18 protein-coding genes and 1 riboswitch are annotated in these 21,256 nt (G+C 70.5%); of the genes, 8 read left to right on the top strand and 10 right to left on the bottom strand.

From position 1 onward, the window contains the following. Positions 1-89: 89 nt before the first annotated feature. A complete protein-coding gene (locus ACWCQ1_RS29110; RefSeq protein ID WP_358599436.1) occupies positions 90-959 on the bottom strand; it encodes an alpha/beta fold hydrolase in 870 nt (289 codons plus the stop codon). Positions 960-1,270: 311 nt separating this feature from the next. On the opposite strand from ACWCQ1_RS29110, the gene ACWCQ1_RS29105 reads away from it, so the two are divergent. Together ACWCQ1_RS29105 and ACWCQ1_RS29100 are read left to right on the top strand one after the other, a co-directional pair. After that, complete coding sequence (locus ACWCQ1_RS29105) at positions 1,271-3,373, top strand: transglycosylase domain-containing protein (protein WP_451027712.1); 2,103 nt, start codon at positions 1,271-1,273, stop codon at positions 3,371-3,373. 198 nt (positions 3,374-3,571) lie between these two features. Continuing rightward, positions 3,572-4,531: a transglycosylase domain-containing protein gene (locus ACWCQ1_RS29100; RefSeq protein WP_451027711.1), complete on the top strand. Its 960-nt coding sequence runs from the start codon at positions 3,572-3,574 to the stop codon at positions 4,529-4,531. A 143-nt stretch (positions 4,532-4,674) separates the two neighbouring features. Here the strand turns inward: ACWCQ1_RS29100 and ACWCQ1_RS29095 are convergent, their stop codons facing one another. Continuing rightward, positions 4,675-5,421, bottom strand: coding sequence for an MFS transporter (locus ACWCQ1_RS29095; protein WP_451027710.1), 747 nt, complete (start codon positions 5,419-5,421; stop codon positions 4,675-4,677). A 413-nt stretch (positions 5,422-5,834) separates the two neighbouring features. Next, positions 5,835-7,937 (bottom strand): SpoIIE family protein phosphatase, encoded by a 2,103-nt coding sequence (locus ACWCQ1_RS29090; RefSeq protein ID WP_451027709.1) that lies wholly within the window; start codon positions 7,935-7,937, stop codon positions 5,835-5,837. Between the two features lie 146 nt (positions 7,938-8,083). On the opposite strand from ACWCQ1_RS29090, the gene ACWCQ1_RS29085 reads away from it, so the two are divergent. Further along, positions 8,084-8,671, top strand: coding sequence for a histidine phosphatase family protein (locus tag ACWCQ1_RS29085; RefSeq protein WP_451027708.1), 588 nt, complete (start codon positions 8,084-8,086; stop codon positions 8,669-8,671). Between the two features lie 56 nt (positions 8,672-8,727). Here the strand turns inward: ACWCQ1_RS29085 and ACWCQ1_RS29080 are convergent, their stop codons facing one another. From ACWCQ1_RS29080 to ACWCQ1_RS29070, 3 genes are all read right to left on the bottom strand, one after another. After that, positions 8,728-9,486, bottom strand: coding sequence for a CbtA family protein (locus ACWCQ1_RS29080; RefSeq protein ID WP_358599424.1), 759 nt, complete (start codon positions 9,484-9,486; stop codon positions 8,728-8,730). A 22-nt stretch (positions 9,487-9,508) separates the two neighbouring features. Continuing rightward, complete coding sequence (locus ACWCQ1_RS29075; RefSeq protein WP_016432160.1) at positions 9,509-9,730, bottom strand: CbtB domain-containing protein; 222 nt, start codon at positions 9,728-9,730, stop codon at positions 9,509-9,511. Positions 9,731-9,765: 35 nt separating this feature from the next. Beyond that, positions 9,766-9,911: riboswitch (cobalamin riboswitch) on the bottom strand. A 27-nt stretch (positions 9,912-9,938) separates the two neighbouring features. Beyond that, the gene (locus ACWCQ1_RS29070; RefSeq protein WP_133042444.1) at positions 9,939-11,735 is read right to left on the bottom strand and encodes a phosphatidylglycerol lysyltransferase domain-containing protein; all 1,797 of its coding nucleotides are present in this window, start codon (positions 11,733-11,735) and stop codon (positions 9,939-9,941) included. A gap of 425 nt (positions 11,736-12,160) precedes the next feature. Between ACWCQ1_RS29070 and ACWCQ1_RS29065 the strand changes: the two genes are divergently transcribed. Both ACWCQ1_RS29065 and ACWCQ1_RS29060 read left to right on the top strand, forming a co-directional pair. Continuing rightward, positions 12,161-12,745 carry an RNA polymerase sigma factor gene (locus tag ACWCQ1_RS29065; RefSeq protein WP_451027707.1) on the top strand — a complete coding sequence of 195 codons (585 nt, stop codon included), beginning with the start codon at positions 12,161-12,163 and terminating at the stop codon, positions 12,743-12,745. Then, positions 12,742-13,293 (top strand): hypothetical protein, encoded by a 552-nt coding sequence (locus ACWCQ1_RS29060; RefSeq protein WP_133042446.1) that lies wholly within the window; start codon positions 12,742-12,744, stop codon positions 13,291-13,293. Before ACWCQ1_RS29065 ends, ACWCQ1_RS29060 begins: the two co-directional genes overlap by 4 nt. Before the next feature lie 106 nt (positions 13,294-13,399). On the opposite strand, the gene ACWCQ1_RS29055 is transcribed toward ACWCQ1_RS29060, so the two are convergent. Next, positions 13,400-16,456: an AfsR/SARP family transcriptional regulator gene (locus tag ACWCQ1_RS29055; protein WP_451027706.1), complete on the bottom strand. Its 3,057-nt coding sequence runs from the start codon at positions 16,454-16,456 to the stop codon at positions 13,400-13,402. Between the two features lie 118 nt (positions 16,457-16,574). Between ACWCQ1_RS29055 and ACWCQ1_RS29050 the strand changes: the two genes are divergently transcribed. Continuing rightward, complete coding sequence (locus ACWCQ1_RS29050) at positions 16,575-17,021, top strand: DUF2690 domain-containing protein (RefSeq protein WP_451027705.1); 447 nt, start codon at positions 16,575-16,577, stop codon at positions 17,019-17,021. A 274-nt stretch (positions 17,022-17,295) separates the two neighbouring features. Here the strand turns inward: ACWCQ1_RS29050 and ACWCQ1_RS29045 are convergent, their stop codons facing one another. Together ACWCQ1_RS29045 and ACWCQ1_RS29040 are read right to left on the bottom strand one after the other, a co-directional pair. Then, positions 17,296-18,315 carry an SDR family oxidoreductase gene (locus ACWCQ1_RS29045; protein ID WP_451027704.1) on the bottom strand — a complete coding sequence of 340 codons (1,020 nt, stop codon included), beginning with the start codon at positions 18,313-18,315 and terminating at the stop codon, positions 17,296-17,298. Between the two features lie 156 nt (positions 18,316-18,471). Continuing rightward, positions 18,472-19,521, bottom strand: a complete 1,050-nt coding sequence (locus ACWCQ1_RS29040; RefSeq protein WP_358599404.1) for an aldo/keto reductase — start codon at positions 19,519-19,521, stop codon at positions 18,472-18,474. Positions 19,522-19,597: 76 nt separating this feature from the next. Here ACWCQ1_RS29040 and ACWCQ1_RS29035 point away from each other — a divergent pair, with 76 nt between their 5' ends. Together ACWCQ1_RS29035 and ACWCQ1_RS29030 are read left to right on the top strand one after the other, a co-directional pair. Further along, complete coding sequence (locus ACWCQ1_RS29035; RefSeq protein ID WP_133042451.1) at positions 19,598-20,134, top strand: TetR/AcrR family transcriptional regulator; 537 nt, start codon at positions 19,598-19,600, stop codon at positions 20,132-20,134. Between the two features lie 140 nt (positions 20,135-20,274). Continuing rightward, positions 20,275-20,958, top strand: coding sequence for a class I SAM-dependent methyltransferase (locus ACWCQ1_RS29030; protein ID WP_133042452.1), 684 nt, complete (start codon positions 20,275-20,277; stop codon positions 20,956-20,958). A gap of 18 nt (positions 20,959-20,976) precedes the next feature. Here the strand turns inward: ACWCQ1_RS29030 and ACWCQ1_RS29025 are convergent, their stop codons facing one another. After that, positions 20,977-21,219 (bottom strand): DUF5302 domain-containing protein, encoded by a 243-nt coding sequence (locus ACWCQ1_RS29025; protein ID WP_133042453.1) that lies wholly within the window; start codon positions 21,217-21,219, stop codon positions 20,977-20,979. Positions 21,220-21,256: the final 37 nt, after the last annotated feature.

Below are 21,256 nucleotides of genomic sequence, written 5' to 3'. Positions count from 1 at the left end.
GCCCGTGATCCCCATGCTGGCACCGAAACTTGGCACGATCTGGTGGGGTATGTTCGATGAAGGCAGCAGACGAACAAAAGTCCGATTTATTACTCACTACGTCCGTCGAAGAAGTCCGCCAGGCTGGAAGCGAGCGCCTCGGGGGCCTCTTCGGCCACGTGGTGGCCGGCGTCGATGCCGTGGCCGCGTACGTCCACGGCCCACTGCCGCCAGATCTTCACCGGATCCCCGTACAGCTCCTCCAGGTCGTCCCGGAGCGACCAGAGAATCAGCGCCGGGCACTGTATCCGTGTCCCGGCCGCGCGGTCGTCCTCCTCGTGCCGCCGGTCGACGGTCAGGCCGGCCCGGTAGTCCTCCAGCATCGCGCGCACCACGTCGGGGTTTCTCGTGGCCGAACGCCACTCGTCGTAATTCTCCTGTCCCATGCTCCGGGGATCGCCGCGATACCAGCTGTCCGGATCGGCGTTGATCACCCGCTCCGGGATGTCCGGCTGGGCGAAGAAGAACCAGTGCCACCACTGGGTGGCGAACTCGGCCGTGATACGCGACAGATGCTCACTCAAAGGCAGACAGTCGATCAGCGCCACCCGCGCCACGGCGCCAGGGTGATCGAGTGCGAGACGCAGCGCGACACTGCCTCCGCGGTCGTGTCCGGCGAGTGCGAACCGGGAATGGCCCAGGCGGCGCATCACCTCCACGACGTCAGAGGCGACTGCCCGTTTGGAGTATCCCGTGTGGTCTGCCGTAGGGACCGGACCGGTGGACCGGCCGTAGCCGCGCAGGTCGGGACAGACGACGGTGAAACCGCGTCGGACCAGGAGCGGCGCGACGCGATGCCAGGTCGCAGAGGTGCGGGGATGACCGTGCAACAACACCACCGGCGGCCCCTGCCCGCCGTGGCGGACGAATATCGACGCCCCGTCGACCTCAACCCGCCCACTCTCAAAGCCCTCGAACAACGCCAGAACCTCCCTCGTCACTGATCCGCCGCTCATGGCACCACGGGCCCAGCGCTCCCCTGTTCCCGCGCCGCGTCACTACCGCACCACCAGACCCCACGCGCAGCCCCCTCGCCCGCGAGCCCAGAACTGCCCCAGCCCTACCCACACCCCGCGGGGCCCCTCGCGGGTCCCCAGACGCAACCGCCTCATGCACCAACTCACTCACCGGCCTGAGTGCTGTGGTGGCGCTCCGGTCTCGTGACGGGCGAAAACCTCGTCCTGCTGGTCAGCTGGCGGGCGTCACAGGATCGCGACGTACCCTGCGCGCCATGGGTTTCGTGCGTTCCGGTGGGTCCCGTTCCGGGGGATCGATGTCGTCAGCTTCGTCGTCGGGAACGAGGGCCGCCCAGACGGTGAAGTTTCTCGGCATCAGCGCACTGGCGGGCCTGCTGCTGGCCGGCATCGCGCTGCCGGCCACCGGTGCGCTCGGTCTGTCGGCCAAGGAGGCGGCAACCGATTTCGACGACCTGCCCGGCGACCTCAAGAGCCCGCCGCTGAGCCAGGCCTCGCACATCCTGGACGCGGACGGCCACCTCATCGCGACCGTCTACTCCCGCGACCGGACCGTCGTGCCCCTCAGCCGGATCAGCCCGGTCATGCAGAAGGCCATCGTCGCCATCGAGGACGCCCGCTTCTGGCAGCACGGCCCCATCGATCCCAAGGGGGTGCTGCGGGCGGTCGTCAAGGACACCCAGGCGGGCGGCGCCGAACAGGGCGCGTCCACGTTGACCCAGCAGTACGTCAAGAACGTCTTCATCGAGGAGGCGGGCAACGACCCGACCGCCGTGGCCCAGGCCACCTCTCCGACCCTGGGCCGCAAGGTCCGGGAACTGAAGTACGCGATCCAGGCCGAGAAGGAACTCGGTAAGAAAAAGATCCTGGAGAACTATCTCAACATCGTGCCGTTCGGGGAGCAGTCCTTCGGCATCGAGGCGGCCTCCGAGCGTTACTTCAGCACCCACGCGGAGGACCTGACGCTCCCGGAGGCCGCCCTCCTGGCCGGCGTCGTGAACGGCACCACGCTGTACGACCCCGTTGAACACCCCCAGGCCGCCCGCGACCGCCGCGACACCGTCCTGCAGCGTATGGCCGACGTCCATGACATCACCCAGGCACAGGCCGACGCCGCCAAGAAGCAACCCCTCGGGTTGAAGGTCACCGCGCCCAAGAACGGCTGCATCACCGCCGTCCAGGGTGCCGGCTTCTTCTGCGACTACGTCCGCGAGGCGTTCCTTCAAAGCCCCGTCTTCGGCAAGACCAAGCAAGAACGGGCCAGGCGGTGGGACACCGGCGGTCTGACCATCACGACCACCCTGGACCCCAAGGCGCAGGCTGCCGTCCAGGCGTCCATCACCCAGCACGTCTACGCGACCGACTCCGTCGCTACGGCCGTCACGCTCGTCCAGCCCGGCACCGGCAAGATCCTGGCCATGGGCCAGTCCCGCCCGTACGGCTTCGGCAAGAACGAGACGCAGATCAACCTCAGTGTCGACCATGGCATGGGCGGCGGAACCGGTTTCCAGTCGGGCTCGACCTTCAAGCCGATCGTCGCCGCGGCGGCCATCGACGGCGGCACCGATCCCAACACCGTGCTGCCTGCGCCGTATTCGATGAACTACCCGAGCCCGGTCAGCACCTGCGGCAGGCCCTGGGTGGGTGATCCAAGCGCCCCGCCGCTGTCGAACGAGGACAAGTCCGAAGTCGGCCCGATGAACCTGAAGAAGGCGATGGCCCTGTCGGTCAACACCTACTTCGTCCAGCTCATCAGCAACATCGGGATCTGTCCGGTGGTCCACATGGAGCAGCGGCTCGGTGTACGGCAGGCGAACGGCGCTCCGCTCGAACAGGTCCCCTCCATCACGCTGGGCACGCAGGTGGTGAGCCCGCTCACCATGGCGTCCGCGTACGCGGCCTTCGCCAACAACGGCGTCTACTGCACGCCGGTGGCCATCGAGTCGATCACCGACGCGGGCGGCAAGTCCCTGCCGGTGCCACGGACCTCGTGCGACCAGGCGATGTCGCCGACGACGGCCGCCACGATCAACACGCTGCTCAAGGGCGTGGTCGAGGACGGCACCGGTCAGCAGGCGGGTCTGAAGGACCGCGACAGCGCGGGCAAGACCGGTACGACCGACAATCGTTGGGCCGCGTGGTTCGTCGGCTACACCTCGAACCTGGCGGGCGCGGTCTGGGTCGGGGGTCCGTCCCACAACGTCTCCATGACGGACATCACCATCGGCGGTGTCTTCCACCAGGAGGTCTTCGGCGCCGACACCCCGGGTCCCATCTGGCGCGATGCGATGGCCGGCGCGCTCGCCGGCACCTCCTCGCCCGCACTGCCCACCGTCGAGCTCGCCGCCGACAAGCCGTAGCCACCACCTCCTCGCGAGTGCGGCGGCAGCAGGAAGGCATGCTTATTTCGGGCATACGCGGCTTTGTCGCGCCTTTCAGGGAGGGCTCAAGCTGCTCTTACGATCGCGCAGCACCCTGTGTTCCATGACCGAGCAATTCCGCGACGGCCCCGCGACGACCGCCGTGTCGTCGCGATGCCGCGGCTGGTGACAGGCGCCATGGACGATACCCGGGTCCGTGTGGTCGACGGCCGTACGCTCCTTCCGCCCTCGCGGAAGACGGGACGTACTCGGTGGCTGCGCCGTTGCCTTGCGTTCTGCGCCGGTGCGGGAGCGGCGGCCCTGCTCATCCTCGGTGACCGTTGGTTCGGTTACGGGCTCGGCGAAGCCGGGGTTCTCGGCTTCGCCGCCGCTGTGGTGGTGTCCGCCGTGGCGGGGGCCGAGGTGGTCAGCCGTCGGGTCGTGCCCGGGTGGCTGCGGCGCTGTCTGCGGGCGGGGCTCGTCATGACGCTGTCGGCGGCGGTGCTGTGCGCCCTGTGCGGGGGTGCTTTGCTGGCGCTCACCCCCAACGTGGGCGACGCGGACCAGCGCGTGCGCGCGCTGGACGCCGAACGGGGGATCAACGCCCGGGCCGTACCGACGCCGCCCAAGGTGGCCGAGGCCCTGGTCGCCACCGAGGACTCCCGCTTCTGGCGCAACCCGGGCATCGATCCGGTCGGTGTCGCACGGGCGGTCGTGGTGTGGCTGGAGGGCCGGGGAGGGGACGGAGGCGGCGCGACCCTCGAACAACAGCTCGCGAAGATGCTGTACACCAACGGGGGTCGGACGCGCACCGACCAGGTCGAGCAGGTGGCGCTCGGCCTGAAGCTCGCCCACGACTACCCGAAATCCGAGATCCTTCAGATGTATCTCTCGGTCGCCTACTTCGGACACGGCTTCTACGGACTGGAGGCCGCCGCCCGCGGCTACTTCGACACCACCCCGAACCGGCTCACCTGGCCTCAGGCCGCCCTCCTGGCCGGACTGGTCCAGGCGCCATCGCTGTACGATCCGCTCCACGATCCGCAGCTCGCGCGCGAACGCCGCGCCCAAGTGCTCGGACGCCTGGTCGCCGTAGGTGACCTGCCCTCCCCCCAGGCCCGTGCCTACGCCGACGGCCCGCTCGACCTCTCCCCGTGAGGTCGTCCGCGTGAAGCCCTGGGGCGGTGGCCTGGCGGCGTCTCTACGAGACTCACCGCAGCCACGACTCTTGACCGGAAAGGGGTTGGCCATCGCCTTCTTCGAGGACGAATCCGAAGCATGTGCGGCTCGCTAGGGAATGGCTAGGGACGCACTTCCAGCGAGATGTGTGCGGACAGCGCGTCGAGGAAGTCGCGCGCGTCGAACATCTCGCCGGCCGAAGCGACACCGACGGTCCTGTTCCGTCCCGTGAGAATGCGGTCGACCGCTTCCACGGCGAGCGGCGCGGTGACCGCGTAGATGTCCTGTCCTCGCGCCACGGCGCGCCGCTCGACGCCGCCGGACACCAGGAACGCCGCGCGCCACGAGGAGCCGCACAGGTCGGCATGGGTGAGCACACCGCCGAGCACCGGCCCGCACACGGCGGCCAGACCCATCACCGGACCGCTGCTGCCCAGTGCCTTGGACATCTCGGGACCGGAGAACGTCGTCTTGATCAGGCCGATGGCCTGGGGAATGATCACCGCCGCCGCGGCTCCCTGCACCACGCGGAAGGCGATCAGAAGCCCCACCGTGGGCGCCTCGGCACCGGCGGCGGACGCGACCGTGAATCCGGTGACACCGATCACGAACAGCCGCTTGCGGCCGGCGATGTCACCCAACCGCCCGCCGGTGATCAGCAGTACCGCGAACGGCAGGGTGTACGCGGTGGTGAACCACTGGATGTCGGACACCGACCCGCCCAGGTCGGCGTGGATCTTCGGAGCGGCGACCTGCACGATGGTCGCGTGCAGCAGGTTCATCGCCTCACCGAGCAGCAGGGCGGTGAGCGCCGGCCACCGCCGTCGGTACGCCGTGGGAGTCGGCGTCAGCACGCGCTCAGCAGTCATCGGGGTTCCTCTCCACCGTCGTCGACACGCCGGTCCGGCCCCGGTCGGCGGGGCGTCGGGGGCCGACCACGACTCCGCGTGAGGGCGGGAGAAGGGGCGCTGCAGCCAGAGCCGGGAGATGGTGGATTCCTTCCATCGATGCCGTCCCCGATGTCGATTTCCCGCAACGCCGGGCCGAGGATGCGTTCCCCGGCCACCGTCGGTGTGCCAGGGCTGCACCGACGCGGCTGTGGTCAGCCCCGGCCGAACGCCCCCCCGGATCACTACGGCCAAGTGCAGCTCTCCCCTGCCGGTCTCGCGCCGGCTGGTCCACCTGCGGGGCGGCGGGGCGATCTTCTTCGACATCGAGATCGACCCCACCCTGCTCGGCGGCAACGCCAAAGCATTGCGACCGGTGCCGCGCCGCCGACAGGTCAGAGGATGTTCTGCAGCACGAGAAGCGCCACATCGTCGAGGCGCTGCCCGTTGGTGTCGGCCCTGCTGAGCACGGTGTCGATGAGCACGTCGAGATCTCCGAGGTCGGCCTCGGCGAGATCGTGCGCGAGGCGGGCGAGCGAGTCGTCGAGGTCCACGCCCGGTGCTTCGACGAGGCCGTCGGTGTACAGGGCCAGCAGTGTTCCCTCGACAAGCGGGATCTCGGTCAACGGGAAGGTGGCCGCGGGGTCGATCCCCAGGAGCGGTCCGGGCGGGACCTCCAGCGGCCCGGTCTTGCCGTCGGGAAGGCGCAGGATCGGTGGGGGGTGGCCGGCGCTGGCCAGGGTGATGCGGCGGCGGGAGAAGTCGAGATGGGCGTAGAGGCAGCTGGTGAACAGGTCGGGATCGAGGTCGGTCAGGAGCTCGTTGGCGCGCTGCAGGACCTGGTCCGGGGGCGTGCCGAGCGCCGCGTGGGCGTGGACGCCCGTGCGTACCTGGCCCATCAGGGCAGCGGCGGCGACGTTGTGGCCCTGGACGTCGCCGATGACGGCGGCGGCCGCGGTGTCGCCGAGGCGGATGAGGTCGTAGAAGTCTCCGCCGATGTCCATACCGCGGGTGGCCGGCAGGTAGCGGGCGGACACCCGCAGTCCGTCGATCGAGGGGAGGCTGCGGGGCAGCAGCGCCTGCTGGAGGCCGTGGGCGAGCTCGTGCTTGGTGTCGTAGAGGCGGGCGCGGTCGAATGCCTGGGCGATGAGACCCGCCAGGGAGGTCAGAACGGCTCGTTCCTCGGCCGGAAAGGTGTGGGGATGGTCGTACGACAGGACGCAGACGCCGACCGGTCGGCCGGAGATGATCAGCGGGAGGAAGGCCCAGGCCTGCTTCCCGCTGGCCGGCGGCGCGTCGGGATGGGTACGCCGCATCTCCTCCGCGTCGGCGAAGAACGCGGGCATTCCGGTGGTGAGGGCCTGACCCGCGGGGGTGAAGGTGGTGTCGAGGGGGAGCCCGTCCAGTCGTTCGATGGTGTGGTCGGCGTACCCGCGGTGGCCGGTGATCCGCAGTCGGCCCGCCTCGGCGGTGGACAGGACCAGCCCCTGGGCGCCGAAAGCGGGCATGATCTGGTCGGCGACCAGATCGACGACGTCCTGGACGCCGACGACCTCGGTCAGCGCGGCGGCGAGATGGGTGAGCTGATACAGCTGTCCCGCACGGGCCGGCATGGCCGGCGGACCGGACGGGGGCGAGGCCCGCTCGTGCACGCGGCTGGGCAGGATACGGGCGCTGATGCCGCTCTCGTCGGGGTACAGGTGAATCTCGAGCCACTGCTCCGGCGGACGGCACGCGGTGAAGGAAACGGGCTCCCGGCTGATGACCGCAGCACGGTAGCGGTCCTCGTAGAAGGGATCGTCGAGCCAGCGCAGGGACTGCCACGGCTGCGTCCCCAGCAGTCGCGCCGCCTCACGGCCCAGGAGGTCGGCGGCGCCGGAGCTGACGTAGGTGAAGCGGCCCTCCAGGTCCAGCGCGCAGCTTCCGCCGGGCAGCCGCTCGACGAAATCGGCGAGGGCCAGTTCCGGGGGCGCGTACCGGCGGCCGATTCCCACCGGCACTGCGCGCGGCCCTCCGGTGCGGGCGCCCGCGGCCTGCTCGGCGGTTTCCTCCAGCAGGCGGGCAAGACGCCGGCAACTGGACGTGATGTTGCCGCGCTCGCGCGGGGTCATGTGGGGCGGACGCGCTGCCGGCCACATCAACAGCAGGCACCCCCACTGCCGCACGCCGGTGACGGGCGCGGCGACCAGCGACATCGGGTAGGGAAGCACCATCGCGGTGCGCGGATAGGAGCGGGCCATCTCCTCCTGGCTGGCCACCCACACCATCCGCTCCTCGCGCACGGCCTCGGCGACCGGCGCCGGAGAGGCGAGCGGGACCTTCGCCCAGGGTGCGGCGAACTCGACCGGCGCCCCGCACACCGCGTCGAGACGCAGCAGCGGCCCGTCCGGCGCGAGCAGGTAGAGGGCGCCGATGGACGCGCCGGTACGGCGGACCGTCTCCGCCAACGCGGCATCCAGGGGGCCGGTGTCCGTACGCGGATCATCCGGACCGGTCAAAACCCTTCGCCGCCCATCTCCATCCTCACCGTCTGCCCAGAACCCATATTTTTTCACCTTTTACGGGGCATATACGGCTGTTGGCCTGGTCCGGTTCTGCGTGATCGTATGTGGCCTATCCGGTAGAGACAGGAGCCGCGGACCACGTGACCAGTCGTGTGACCCTCATTTCGCCTGCCCTGGGCCCGTCGATGCGCCAGGCGCGCTTCGACGACGGTAGGACCTCGCTCGACGACGACGGCGCGGCGCAGGCCCGCACGGCAGCCGGAACCATGCGCCCGGCCGTTCGCGTCGTCACCTCTCCCAGCGTGCGCTGCCGGGAGACCGCCACGGCACTCGGGCTGAGTGCGGACGACTCGCCGGACGAGCTCACGGGCCTGCGCGTGGGCCGCTGGCAGGGGCTCACCCTCGACGACGTGAGCCGGTCCGAGCCGGAGGCGGTCGCGCTGTGGCTCGGCGACCCGGACTCCGCGCCTCACGGCGGAGAGTCGGTGCGGGACCTGTGCCTGCGGATCGGGCAGTGGCTGGACACGGCGTCCCGCACGGACGGCCACACGATCGCCCTGGTGGAGCCCGACGTCGTACGGGCCGTGGTGGTGCACGTGCTGGGGGCGCCCCCGCGGGCCTTCTGGCGCGCGGACGTTCCTCCACTGACGGCGACCGAGATCACCGGACGCTCCGAACGCTGGAACCTGCGGCTCGGGCACCCGCTTCAGGCGACCAGATCCCGCTGACGGAGGGCCCTGGAGAGTGGTGCATTCCGTGGGCCCTCGCATCTGCGGCGGTTCGGTCAGTTGGGCGCGGCGACCGTCCGTCGGCCCGCGGCGGTGGCTGTCACGGGCTTGGGGTTGAGCAGGCGTTCGGCCAACTCGCCGAAGAGCAGGCCGAATCCGGTCCACAGCGTGAGCTGGATGGCCAGCGCGGAGAGCCGGAAGCGCCACAGCACGGTGGCCGGGAAGTCCTTCGGCACCTCGTTGACGGCGGGCAGGAACGCGTAGGCGAGCCCGATCACAAGGGCGAAGGCGGCCACCGCGATCACGGTCGCCCACCAGGTGCCCAGGCCGGGCGCGAGGCGCTTGCCCAGGATGGTCGCCGCGATCGCGATCAGGACGCTGAGCAGCATCATCAGGAAGTACAGGGCGGTCCGCCTGCCGATGGTGTCGGGGTCGCCGACGGCGGGCGGGTTGGCCGGGTACTTCAGGAACGGCACGACGTAGACCGCCAGCAGCGCGCTGCCGGACAACAGCAGCGCGATCGCCCGCGGACCGAAGCGGCCCATCCGGCCGAGCGCGAAACAGTAGGCCAGAGCGGCGACACCGCCGAACGCCACGCCGTAGACGAGGACGCCGGTGGCCAGGCCCGCGGTGGACTGCAGGGAGCGGGAGACGATCACCATCTCGTGCTCGTGGGAGTGGGCATCCTCGAAACCGATCGCCTTGTCGACGTTCGGTTCACCGAGGAAGTAGGCCACGACCAGGGCGAGCACGCCGGCGGCAAGGCCGGCGAGCATGCCCCGTACAAGAAGGTTCCGTACGGTTGCGGAATTCATGAGGGTGTCGGCGTCCCTTGCGTCAGTGGCAGGGGAAGCCGAGCAGATGACGGGCGTCGTGGACCCACTCGTGGACGTCCGAGCCGGAGACGACGGAGGTGGCGCCCTGCTCGGCGCCGACGAAGTACAGCAGGACCAGCATCAGGATGCCGAAGAAGACCGCCCACGGGACGATCGCGCCGATCGGCAGCTTGGCGGGGAGAGCGGGGGTGGTGGCGGTCGGCTGGGCGACATGCTGCGCCATGGCAGGGCCTCCTCTGGGAGTTCGCGTCCCATCTCGGTGGTGCACAGGACGACGGCTACGGGTCTGACTCGCCGCCACCTCCTGGGAGGCGGGGCACACAGTGGCGCGACCGTTCCGGATTCCCACCGGCTTCCGTCTTGCCGTCGTCGATATCCCGCCGACCGTACCGTGTGTCGAGGACCTGGCCAAGACCGCCCTGGCAGTTCGTTCAGTTCTGCCAGGGCAGCGTGAGGAACCCCTCCGCGCGGGCGCTCGCCAGGCCGATCCGGGGGATGTCACTGCTGCGAGCGAAGAGCAGGTAGCGCGGTTCCCAGATGGGGCGGTACTTGGCGTTCGCGCGGTACAAGGACTCGATCTGCCACCAGCGGGAGAAGAACGTGAGGGTGGCGTGCCAGAGGCGGAGCACCGGGCCCGCGCCGAGACGGGAGCCGCGTTCGAAGACCGAGCGGAACATCGCGAAGTTCAGGGAGACGCGCTGGATGCCCAGCTCGGCTCCTCTGAGGAGGAGTTCGACCACCATGAACTCCATCAGACCGTTCTCGCAGTCGCGATCGCGGCGCATCAGGTCGAGGGAGAGGCCGTGCTCGCCCCAGGGGACGAAGCTCAGCAGGGCCCGGGGGACGTCGTCCGCGTCGCGGCACACCAGCATCACGCAGCGGCCGTCCGACGGGTCGCCGAGGCGGCCGAGGGCCATGGAGAAGCCGCGTTCGGTGGCGCCGTCGCGCCAGCGGTCGGCAGCCTCGATGAGCGTCGCCATCTCTTCGGCCGGGATGTCCTGGTGGCGGCGGATCTGGACCGTGTAACCGGCCCGGCGCACCCGGTTGTGCGCCTGCCGTACGACGCGCATGGCGCGGCCTTCGAGGGTGAAGTCGGCGATGTCGACGATCGCCTCGTCGCCGAGTTCCAGGGCGTCCAGACCGTGGCGGGCGTAGATGGTGCCCGCCTCCTCGCTCGCGCCCATCACCGCGGGCGTCCAGGCGTGCTGGCGCGCTTCGGTCAGCCACGCGTCGATCGCGCCGGGCCAGGCCTCCGGGTCGCCGATCGGGTCACCGGACGCCAGGCTGACGCCGCCGACGACACGATAGGTGACGGCCGCCTTGCCGGTCGGGGAGAAGATCGCCGCCTTGTCGCGGCGCAGGGCGAAGTAGCCGAGGGAGTCGCGGGCTCCGTGCTTGTCGAGCAGGGCGTGGAGTCGTTCCTCGTCCTCGGGGCCGAGCAGTCGGCGGCCGCGCGGGGAGCGGAAAAGGGCGTACAGGACCAGGCAGAAAGCCGCCGCGAGCAGGATGTTGATGATGATGTCGGTCCAGCGGGGGGCGTGGACCGCGGTGACGGTGTCGGCGAGGGGGCCGACGCTCACGCCGCGCAGGAGGGCGTAGGCGATCTCGTCGGCGAGGGTGGCGCCGGGGAGTTTGTTCGTCGCGTGGACGAGGAGGGTGCCCAAGCCTCCGGTGACCGCCAGGCCGCCCACACCGACGGCCAGTGCCAGCTTCGGGTTGGAGGGGTCTCCCACGGCGTTGAACTCACGGCGGCTGATCAGCAGTGCGGCGACGAACAGGCCGGTCAGGGTGGCGGAGAGCCAGTTGAAGGCGTGGGCGCGGTACTCGTGCTGTGTGAGCGCGAGGACGTAGAGGGCGAACAGGGGGGCGGACAGGACGAGATTGACCACCCATGCGGCCCGCTTGCGGCGGCGCATCACCAGCACGAAGAAGATCGCCAGGGCTGCCGAGACCAGGCCCGCGGTGGCCAGGTACGGCGTGAAGAACTGCCCGGAGTGATGGGCGTGCTGCCGGTGCAGATGGAGGGTGATACGGCCGTTGTTGTGCTCGTTGACCTCCTGCCGGAACGGCAGGGACATCACCGCCGCTATGTTCAGTACGGCGATCAGCCGCAGGTACCAGACGGTGGCGTCTGCGGCCCGGCGGCGCAGCCGGCTCGGCTCGGTGCCCGGTGTGCGTTTCGCGGCGGAGGGACGCGTGGGTATCGGGGCCGACAGTTGTGAGGTCATGGTGGCCGATCACCTTGAAGGCGGAGGAGCGTACGGGGACGAAGGCTGACCTTACACTTTGTAGTGTATTCCGGGAGGCCGGTAGGGGGACCGGCCCGGGTACGGAAACGGTGTGAAGCGGGGGCGTGCGGCCTTACCGATGCACGGCCCCCTGCGAGAGGCGCGCCTGGTCGACCTGTTGGACACGGCCTTCCGGCGACTTCCGGAACCGGTCGCCGCGCCTCAGCGTTGGGGAGGAGGACGGCCCTCTCCTGCGCTGCCTCGGCGCATTGGAGTCCTTCTACCGCCACTTCCCCTGCGCTCCGGCAGCGAGACCAGCCCACCCGCCTCGTAACACTCATCCTCCCCTCGACAAGTAATGAGTGAAGGTCGCCGGGCGGAAGGACCGCCCGGTCTGTGCTCGATGAGTAAAGAGGGGCGGTCGCGTGCACGCAGCGAGAGATCCTGCCGCGTTCGAGGAGTTCTACCGGCGCCACATAGACGGTGTGGCCCGGTTCGTGGCACGGCGCATCACCGATCCACACCTGGTCGCGGATCTGACGGGCGACATCTTCCTGGCCGTCCTCGACTCCGCGGACTCCTACCGACCGGGCCGCGGCAGCGAGACGGCCTGGCTCTACGGCATCGCGCGCAACGTGGTGTCCGTCGAGTGGCGGCGGGCGGCCCGCGAGTCGCAGGCCACCAGCCGCATCGCGGGGCGCCGCCTCCTGGAGCCGGACGACGTCAGCCGGCTGGAGGAGCGCATCGACGCCGAAGCCGCCGCGCGCGAACACCGTGAGGCGTTGGCCGGACTCCCGGAGGGCGAGCGGGCGGTCATCGAACTCGTCGTCGTCGATCAGCTGACCACGGGAGAAGCCGCCACGGCCCTCGGCATAGGCCCGGTCGCGGTGCGCGTACGACTGCACCGCGCCCGCAAGACGCTGCGCGCCGCCGCCAAGCGCGCCCGGCAGCCGGACGGTACATCCGGCTCGGACACCACAACACTTTCGTACCTCAGGGGAAACGCATGAACGCCATGTTCGAGGACCGGCTGTTGGACGAACTCAAGCGTGAGGTGGTGCTGCGGGCGGCCACGGCCGGACCGGCGGCCACCGCGCACCGCCGCGTGGTGACCCCGCGCCGTGCCGCTTTGGCTCTGGCCGCCTGCGGCGCGGCGGCGGCCCTAGCAGTGGCCCTGCCCGGATCGGGGACCGCACCGGCCTACGCGGTCGACACGCACCCCGACGGTACCGTCACCCTGACCCTGGAGGACATCACGCTCAGCGGACCGCAACAGCGCGACCTGGTACGGGAGTTGACCAAGGCAGGAGTGTACGCCCAGGTCAACGAAGTGCCCACGGGCAAGCGCTGTGCGACGCCCGTGAGCGAGCTTGCCGGCAACCAGATCATCAGGGCCGATCCCGGTCCCGGTGCGCCGAAGGACACTCAGAAGTCCGAGCCGTGGCACCACACCCTGCGCCGTGGCGACACGGTACGGATCGAGAACACCCCGCACGGAGCCGCCTACACCTTCCTCAAGGGCAAGGCGTCCCCTTGCGAGCTGGAACCGATCGACTGACCCCACGGGGCGATTCCGCGCAGCAGGCACAGGCCGAAGCGCCAGTTGTCCCGGCCTGTTGAACAGCCAGGCCGGGACAACACCATGCCGCTGCACCGAGGCTGCGTCAGTGGTCGCCGAGGAGCTTGGCGACTTCCTGGGCCCGTGGGGAGTCCAGCGCCGTGTAGAGCGTCAGGGCTTCGCGGAGGTGGGTGACTTCTCCGGCCACGTCCTCACCTGCTCGCAGCACGGCGGCCGTACCGACGTGGGCGCGGGCCTGTTCTTCCTGCTCCTCGATCTCGCGCGCCACCTCGAGGGCCTGTGCGTGGGCGTCGAGGGCCTCGGCGGGGCGTCCGAGGCCGTGCAGGGCCTCGCCCAGGCCGTTGAGGGCGCCGGTCTCGCCGTAACGCTCGCCGATCCGGCGGAACAGCTCCAGGGCCTCGCGCTGATGCCCGGCCGCTTCCGCGTGCCGGCCCAGGCCGCCGAGCGCGTTTCCGAGGTTGGACAGCGCGTGCCCTGTTCCCGAGGTGTTCCCCAGCCGTCGGAACAGGGTCAGGGCACGCTCCAGGTGCCCCGCCGCCGCCGTGTGGTCGCCCAGCCGCACGAGCAGGATGCCGAGGTTACCGAGGGCACTCGCCTCTCCGAAGGGGTGGTCCATGGACCGGTACAACGCCAGGGCGCGCTTGTATCGTTCGACCGCGGCGGTGAAGTCCTCGACCAACTCCAGGACGATACCGAGGTTGTTCAGCACGTCGGCCTCACCCTGCGCGTCGCCGACCGAGCGGAAGAGCACGACAGCCCGCTCGTGCTGCTCGGCGGCCTCCCGGTAACGGCCGCGCAGTTCGAGGAGGACTCCGACGTTCGTCAGATGGCGTGCCTCGCCCGCCGTGTAGCCGCTACGGCGGCACAGCGCGAGCGCGGTGTCATGGAGGTGCTGGGCGCTGTCGTAATCGCCGATTCGGCGGTGGACGGCGCCGAGGCAGGCCAGGACGTCGGCCTCCCCGCGGGTGTCCCCCACCGAGCGTGCGGCTCGTAGCGCATGGGTGTGGACGGTCAGCGCGTCCGTGTAGTGGCCGGTGCGTTCGTAATGGCGGTGCAGTGTGGTGGCGATGCGCACGGTGTGGCGGGACGGGCCGGGTTCCTCGGTGCGCGAGCACAGCGCGACCAGGGTGGGCTGCGCGGCGGCGAGCCAGGCCCGGGCCTCCTCCGCGGTCCGCAGCGGCGGCAGACCGGTGGCGGGTCGTTCGACGTCCGGACGCAAGTGGCGTTCCGCGGGATAGAGGACGTCCATGGCCGCCGCGGACGCCGCCAGGCAGTGGTCGAGCAGCCGGGTCAGGGCGGCGTCCCGCTCGGTTTCCGGATCGTGCTGGGCGGCCAGTTCCGCCGCGTACACCCGCAGCAGGTCGTGCATTCCGTACCGACCGCCGATGGTGCGGTTCACCAGGTGGGCGCGGACGAGTCCGTCGAGGGCCCGTCGTACGGCGTCCACGGACTCTCCGGCCAGCGCGGCCAGGTCGTGGAGGTCGGCGTCGGGCCCTGGGTGCAGACCCAGCAGTCTGAACAGCCGGGCCGGCAGGTCGGCGAGTCGGGCGTAGGACCAGGAGAACACGGCCCGTACGGCGGCCCGGGGATCGTCGCCCGAGTCCAGCAGGTCCAGCCGCCGCTGGTGGTCGTGGAGTTCGGCCACCAGGTGGGCGAGCGGCTCGGCGGGCCGGGACAGCACCAGCTCCGCCGCCACCCGCAGGGCCAGGGGCAGGCGTGCGCACTGCTGCGCGAGATCCTCGGCACTGGCGCGCTCCGCGTCGACGCGCTCGCCGGTCAACGCGCGCAGCAGGGCGAGGGAGTCGGTCAGGTCCAGCGCGTCGAGCACCACGCGGTGCGCGCCGTGCACGGCGACGAGCGCGCTCAGCGAGTCCCGGCTCGTGATCAGCACCCGGCAGTTCGGGCTGCCCGGCAGGAGCGGTCTTACCTGCGCGGCTGACGCGGCGTTGTCGAGGATCACCAGCAGCCGCCGGCCGTCGAGAGCCGTCCGATAGCGCGCTGCGCGGTCCTCCAGGCGCAGCGGGATCTCCTGCAAGGGCACACCGAGGGCGGTGAGGAAGCCGACGAGGGCCTGGGCCGCGGACAGCGGGGTCTGCGGATCGTAGCCCCTGAGGTCGACGTACAACTGTCCGTCGGGAAATGCCTCTCTGGACTGGTGTGCCCAGTGCACGGCGAGCGCGGTCTTGCCGACTCCCGCGGTGCCGGAGACGGCGGAGACGACCGCCGCCGTGGCCCCTTCGCCGCCGTCGGCCGGTACCAGGGCCCGGGTCAGGTCGGTGAGCTGTTCGTCCCGCCCGATGAAGGGCCGGACGTTCATGGGGAGTTGGGCGGGAACGGGAGGCGCGGTCTGCTGAGAGGCGGGCCGTTGCTGCGGTGGCGGCGCGGCACCGGTGGACAACTCCTCATACAGACAGCGGAGTTCGGGCCCGGGCTGCAGGTTGAGCTCGTCGGCCAGGTGTTCACGGATCCCGGTGTAGACGTGCAGGGCGTCGGCGGCCGAGCCGGCGTCCGCCAGCGATCTCATCAGGAGCGCGGCCAGTTGCTCGTTCAGGGGATGGTCGGCCAGCAGGGGCCGCAGCAGTTCAGGCACCCTCTCCGGGCTGCGCCGACGCAGACAGGCCCGTGCCCAGGCCAGTGCCGCTTCGATACGCTCCTGGTCCCAGCCGGTACGTATCCGTTCGGCCCAGGCGCCGGACAGCCCCTCCAGCGGCACGCCCCTCCACAGCCGCAGCGCCTCTTCCAGCAGTCCGGTGCGCTCGGCGTCCGGGCAGGCCGGCCCACGCCCGCGCGCGACGAGGGAACGGAACCGCCTCAGGTCGACCGCGTCCTCGTCCGCCTCCAGGACGTACCCGCCGGACACCTTGCCCAGGCGGATCGACGGCTGCCCCGCCGCCCCGGCGTCCTCACCGGCCGCGGCTTCCTCCAGGAGCCTGCGTAAGCGGCTGATGTGCGAGTAGACGACCGACCGCGCACCGTCGGGCGGATCGCCGTCCCACAGGCGGTCGACCAGCGTCTCCATGGACACCGGGCGCCCGCAGTCCGCCGCGAGCGCGGCGAGGACCGCTCGCCGCCGGGGCTGCCCCAGGTCCAGCGCCCCCCGCTCGAGGCGCAGTTCCAATGGGCCGAGCACAAGGAGCTTCAACAATCCTCCGTCACAAGGTTTTCGCAAGACGACATCCAGATCCTCACATTAACGGTCGTCGCACAGACGGCCGGGCCAACAGCTGTACGTGGCAGAGATCGTGACGAGGAGTCAGTCAATGAAGGTTCGCAACTGGGCCGCTTCGGTGACCGTCCTGGTCCTCGCCGCGTCGGGTACCGCGCTCGCCACGCCCGCGAACGCCGCGGGATGTTACGGATCCTCCTGCGAGGGCAAGGACCCGGCCGCGTACTGCCAGAGCGACGCCATCACGCCGTCCAACGGCGCTCACTGGCTCGGTCCCGCCTATCTGGAACTGCGCTACAGCCCGAGCTGCCGGGCGGCCTGGGCACGCATCTCCCGCGCGCCCTACGTCCCGCAGGACCAGTCCAAGCCGTGGGCGATCGTCCATCGCACCAGCGACGGCAAGGAGTACCCCTGCTCCGTGCCCAATGGCTCGACGAGCTGCTACACCAAGATGGTCAACGACATCGATGTGAAGTCGCTCGCGAAGGGCGGGTACGACGGCGGCGCGCAGGTCTGGACGGGATCGACCGGGTCCTACTGACCCTGCGAGTGCGGTGAGGCGCCGGCCCGCTGAGCGAGCCGGCCCCGTCGCCGACGAGGCGGTGCATGGGCCGAGCGGACGGGGGTCGCGCTGCCCATGCACCGCCCTGTCCGTCTCAGGGGAACCATGCGGTGATGCGCGGCGGCGAAGAGGCAGATTCGAGCAGTTCGGGAGCTTGACGACGTCACGGGGAGCCGTCGGTGCTGTGGTCCATGGCCCCGCGATGGCCGGACTCGTCCTGGGTACGCTTTGAACTCGCCCGCCGTCCCGGTCATCACGCGATGCCGTGCGCAAGGAGGCTCTCGGCGGTCTCGGCGATGGTGTCCTCGATCGGGCGGGCCCGCCACCCCAGGAGTCGCTCGGCCTTGGCGCCGGTGGCGTTGAGATCGCGGCCGAGCTGGTGCCTGAGCAGTCGCAGTTCCGGGTTGACGACGCCCAGCGCGCGGGCGAGCCAGACGGGCAGTTCGCGGGTCGGGGCCTTCGCGGCGCGCTCGCCGAGGCGGTCGCGCAGTATGCGGGCTATCTCGACGACGCGGAGGCTGTGTCCGGCGACGGCAAGGAAGCGTTCCCCGGCGGCTGCCGGATCGGTCATCGCGCGCATGTGCAGGTCGGCGACGTCGCGCACGTCCACGTAGCCCATCGCGAAGGGCGGGCACGCCGGGACCCGTCCCTCGAGCATTCTGCGCACCAGACGCAGGGACGGCGGGTCGTCGGGGCCGAGCAGGGGACCGAAGACACCCACGGGATGCACGGCCGCCATCTCCAGACCATCACCTTCCTCCTCGACGAACCGCCAGGCGGCACGTTCGGCCAGGGTCTTGGAGCGCTGGTAGGGCGGGATGTCGCTGTCGAGGTCGGTCCAGTCCTCCTCGGTGAACGGGGTCGAGCGCGGGGGGTGCCCGACCCCGATGGCGCCGAAGGCGCTCGTGAGGACGACCCGGCGGACCTTGGCGTCGCGGGCGGCGCGCAGCACGCGTACGACGCCCTCCCGTGCCGGGACGACCAGGTCGTCGTCGTTCGCCGGGGTCTGCCGCAGGGTCGGGGAGGCGACGTGCAGGACGTAGTCGCAGTCGGCGACGGCGTCGTCCCAGCCCTCGGTGTGTTCGAGGTCGGCGCGTACGACCGTGAGGCGGTCGTCGTCGAACGGCCCGGCCGCGTGGAGCCAGGAGCGCAGTGCCGGTTCACGCCGCAGGTCGCGGACCGTGGTGCGTACGGTGTGTCCGGCTTCGAGCAGGGTCAGGGCACACCAGCTGCCGATGAATCCTGTTCCTCCGGTGACCAGTACCGATGTCATCTGTGTCTCCTCGGCTCGCGACGTTGTAGAGGGGTGAGTACTGCGGGTCCTGCCAGGGGGCGGCGGTGATGAGCTCGGCGGGCCAGGACACGGGCGGGCCGAGGAGGGTGAGGAGGGCTCCGGCGTCGGCGGCAGCGCCGGAGCGGACGATGGGCCTCATGCCAGGGCCATTCCGGGGACACGCCGGCGGATGGCCTCCATCTCGGCTTCGTCCGAGACGCCCTGCCAGTCGTTCCGCGGCGTGTACGGGGCCTCCAGGGCGCGCATGTCGTCGTCGGTGAGCTCGACTTCCAGGGAGGCCACGGCCTCGTCGATCTGCCGGATCGAGCCGGCGCCGACGAGCGGTGCGGTGACGACCGGTCGGTGTCGCAGCCAGGCGAGCGCGATCTGTGCGCGGCTGACGCCGTGAGTCTGTGCCACCTGGCCCACCGCGTCGACGATCGCCTTGTTGGATACCTCCTGTTCGGGCGAGTAGAGGAGGTCCGCGTACGCGCCGTCCGTCTCGGAGCGTGCCGTGGCGCGGGCGTCGTCCCACGCGCGGGCCAGGCGTCCGCGCGCCAGGGGCGACCAGATGACCGTGCCGACACCTTCGTCCAGGCACAGCGGGATCATCTCGCGCTCTTCCTCGCGGGCGAGGAGGTTGTAGTGGTTCTGCATCGACACGAAGCGCGCCCAGCCGTTCTGCTTCTGCAGGTGCAGGGCCTTGGCGAACTCCCATGCGTGCATGGACGAGGCACCGAGGTAGCGGACCTTGCCGGCCTTCACGAGGTCGTTGAGTGCTTCGAGCGTCTCCTCCCAGGGCGTGGAGTGGTCGTTGCGGTGGATCTGGTAGAGGTCGATGTAGTCGGTTCCCAGACGGCGCAGGGAGTGGTCGACCTCCGTCATGATCGCTTTGCGCGACAGTCCCCGTCCGTTCGGGCCGAGGCGCATCGGGTGGCGCAGCTTGGTGGCGACGACCACGGCGTCGCGGTCGGCGTAGTCCTTCAGCGCACGGCCGAGAATTTCCTCGCTGGAACCGTTGGAGTACATGTTCGCGGTGTCGAAGAAGTTGATCCCCGCCTCCACCGCGTGCCGGATGAGCGGTCGGGCATCCTGCTCGCCCTTCGACCAGACGGGGTGCCCGCGGTCGGGCTCGCCGTAGGTCATCGCGCCGATCGCTATCGGTGACACGTCCATGCCTGTGGTGCCGAGCTTGATGTAGTGCATGACGCCCCTCTAAAGTAAGTGGAGAGCTCTCCGAATACCGTAGTGGAGAGTTCTCCACTTAGCAAGGTGAGGTCCCGTGGTCCGTTCAGACGCTCGCGAGAACCGGGCACGCATCCTCGCGGCCGCCCGCGAGGCGTTCAGCGAGGACGGCAACGCCTCGATGAACCAGGTGGCCCAGCGCGCCGGAGTGGGGGCGGGCACGCTGTACCGCAACTTCCCGACCCGCGAGGCCCTGGTCCTGGCCGTCTACCAGGACGAGGTCGCACGCATCACCGGCACCGTGCCGGACCTGCTGGCCGAGCTGCCGCCACTGGAAGCGCTGCGCCACTGGACGACCGACCTGGTCGAAGCCATGCGCAAGAAGCACGGCCTGGGTGACGCCCTCAGCGCCGGGGCGCACCAGGCGATCGCCGAGGAGAGCTACGGCCCCGTCATCGCCGCCCTCACCCAACTCCTGGACGCCGGCAAGAAGGACGGCGCCATCCGCCAGGACGCCGACCCCGGCGATTTCCTCCAACTCACCGGGGCACTGTGGCGCGCCGCGTCCACCCCTGAAGACCGCGCCCCCCACATGCTCGGGCTCATCCTCGACGGCCTGAGCACGCACCGGTAGGCACCCACACACGACAGCGCCCGCCCTGTGGAACCGTGCCACCAGGACGTGAACGCGCGGACGCGGCGCGACAGACTGCCGTTTTGCCGGACCGGCAACAGAAGTGGCAGGCCAGGACCCGGTTGGGCGACGGTGGGTCCGTGACCGACAACGACATCGCAGAAGCACCATCCGCGTCCGACGCCCCCTGGCCTGCCGACGGATATCTCGGGGACCCGGCGGTGCGGGCGGAATGGGACAACCGGTACTCGGACCGGCAGCAGTTGTGGAGCGGCCGGCCCAACGGTGCGCTCGTGGCCGAGGTCGCGGGTCTCACCCCCGGCCGGGTACTCGACGTCGGCTGCGGGGAGGGCGCGGACGCCGTCTGGCTCGCGCGCCGCGGCTGGGAGGTGACCGCGCTCGAGGTCTCCGGCGTGGCACTGCAGCGGGCGGCCGGGCACGCACGGGACGCCGGCCTCGCCGTTCACTGGGTGCACGCCGCGCTGACCGACGCGATGCTCCCGCGGGCCTCCTTCGACCTGGTTTCGGCGCAGTACCCGGCCCTGCTGCGCACCCCTGACGCCGCGGCGGAGCGAGCACTGCTCGCCGCCGTCGCGCCGGGCGGCATTCTGCTGGTCGTGCACCACGCGGGGATGGAGACCCAGCAGGACCACGAAAGCGGCTTCGACCCGGCTGACTACGTGTGGCCCTCGATGGTCGTCGACCTCCTCGACGACGACTGGGAGGTGGAGGTGCACGAGCAGCGGCCCCGTGTGGTGCCCGACGGCGGCGCCGGCGCGCACCACACCGACGATCTGGTGCTGCGCGTACGCCGGCTGCGCTGAGCCGGGTACGTCAGTCGCTCAGCCGCCGCTCTTGCGCCGGAACGACCGCTGGTGCGCGGCCGGGCCGTGCGCGCCGCGGATCTTCGACGTGTCGCCGTTCGTGGCGGCGTCAGCGGAGTCCGCCTGCGCACCGCGCTTGCGTGCCAGGGCCTCGCGGAACTTGCGCTTGATGTCGTCCTGGCCGTCGCCTGCGGGAGCAGGAGCGGACGTCTCGGCGTCAGCCGGCTCCGAACCTTGCTGGGATGCGGACTCTGCGGTCATCGTGTCCTCCTGAGGCTCGGGCTGTTGCGAGCACAGC

This window comes from Streptomyces sp. NPDC002144 (assembly GCF_053593695.1).
This window is presented reverse-complemented; position numbering and strand designations above follow the sequence as displayed.